General features: G+C 42.2%; 2 protein-coding genes. Both read right to left on the bottom strand.

Annotation, left to right across the window (positions count from 1 at the left end):
• The coding region (locus H6G76_RS36480) for a glycosyltransferase (protein ID WP_190711057.1) at positions 1–341 on the bottom strand (341 nt) is incomplete at its 3' end.
• 265 nt (positions 342–606) lie between these two features.
• The gene (locus H6G76_RS36475; protein ID WP_190711056.1) at positions 607–804 is read right to left on the bottom strand and encodes an NblA/ycf18 family protein; all 198 of its coding nucleotides are present in this window, start codon (positions 802–804) and stop codon (positions 607–609) included.
• Between the last annotated feature and the right edge of the window lie 1,125 nt (positions 805–1,929).

Below are 1,929 nucleotides of genomic sequence, written 5' to 3'. Positions count from 1 at the left end.
GGCGTGTAGATGATTACTTCAGTTCCCTGGCAAGCAACCCACGCGGACTGCATCTGTTGACGTAACTGTTTTTCTTTAGTCTGGGGCTTGAGCTTTTCCCCGGCTATTAGTCGAATTCCCCTTTTCGATTGCAGAAACTCTTGCATATTTGGGGCGATCGCCGCGAACTCCAAATCAAACTGCCTCACGAATGGCTCGAAGTTTTCGTTGGCTGCTACTGTTACCTCATGTCCCGCACGTTTCAAACCCATGCCCAAAGCGCAGTATGGTTGCACATCACCTCTGGAACCTACTGTCAGGATCGTAATCTTTAGTTTTCGGTTGGGTGAACTAAGATTCAATTGCTTTCCTTGCGCTTGACTTCGGTTCTACTGATGAATTTTACTGGATTGGGGGTGGGTGTGGGTGATTGCCGTCAGGGGTTGGCGCAAGGAAAGAGCAGCTTTAAATAGTGGAGTTTATCTCAGGGACTTCTAGGCTGTCGTCCCTGGCTTTACATATAACTAATTTGGTATGTAATAGGATACAGCTAGAGTTATACAATTTCCGAACAAAGATTAAATCATTGACCAGCAGTTTCCAGCCCTCTGTTCTTGGCAGTGTGCATTAGCCAAAGATTGGGTCTGCATCAAGTTCCCACTGATGCTTGAGCAATTCTTGGTAAGTTGTTTCCTGAATCATCATCTGCTTATGAAGCACAAGTAACAACTCTTGAGCTTGTTCACGTGACATCTGCTGTACTTGGTCAGCAAACGTTCTCAGGCTAAATTCTTGTTCTAAGGATAAATTTATGGGTTGATTCAAAGTTATGATCGCCCAACTGGACGAAAACTAAAGGGTAAATACTGCCTTGAAAGGAAGTCTTCATATTTATTCCCTCATCTCACTCGTAGACTCATGGCACTTATCGCTATTTCCTTGTTCACGAGACTTCGGTTAAATATGAAGTTCTATTAATAAGTGTAACAAAATTTTTACAAGCTTGCCGTAATCTCTTCTTGACCAGAACAGGCAACAGAGCAGGGAGCTTCTGAGCAGGGGGAAGCGGGGACGACTTACTGTGAGATTATCCTTTGCACCCTGCCCTTCTCCTGTTCCATGACAACCTGCTCCACACCCACGCATTTGTTCAGGAATCTTTTAACCAAGCCCCGTATGAGCCAAGGTGATTGTATTGGTGGGAGAAACATACGCCCCCACCGAACGAGCGCAACTAACCCTCTTCTGTCACTTTTACTGGAGAATAATCTAGGATGCTTACAGCATAAGACTTTTGCCAAAAAAGCTTGATTCCAGCCATTCTATTAGAAAATAAACGCTCAAACGCTCGTTATATCTACAGTTGAAAATTTGACTTTGTTTTTTTCTTTTCTCAGAGTGACAGAACAGGGCTAATCACTGTATGACCCTGTGCAATAACACCTTCGCTCGTCGCGTAGCCTAAACCTTTACTTACGCCCGTTATTAAGATCCTCTTGCCCATAATTATTTTCCCTACTCTGAGTTTTTTGTAGCGGGAGTTTACTTATCTCCCTGGTGCGGATAATAGTATAGTCATCAGCTTGGCTACTAATTTTTTAATCAACCATGAATCTTCCATTTGATTTAGTAGAAACTGTTCATGATGTTAACGGTCAGCCCTTTACAGTTAACACTACTGAGACTGATGTTTTTTGTTCTCTTCCAGCCAATCTTCAACAAATTCTTCGTCGACGCTCACTTTGAAAATTACTTAGATGATCCTGAAATCAACGAATATGTACTTGGCATACTTCACAAATTTCAGAGCTTAGACATAGCTGAATATTTACCTGACAACAATTGTTGGATTCTCACATCTAAAGGTTCATTGATGCGTCAAGAAATTTTTGGATTTTGAAAGTAGCGATCGCCCTTACTACAGCAACTTATTCTTTACAATCACTTCTT

The sequence above is a fragment of the Nostoc sp. FACHB-152 genome, assembly GCF_014697475.1.
In the GTDB taxonomy this organism is placed as follows: Bacteria; Cyanobacteriota; Cyanobacteriia; order Cyanobacteriales; family Nostocaceae; genus Nostoc_B.
Note: the sequence above shows the minus strand (reverse complement) of the source record. Positions and strands in the feature narration are given on the sequence as shown.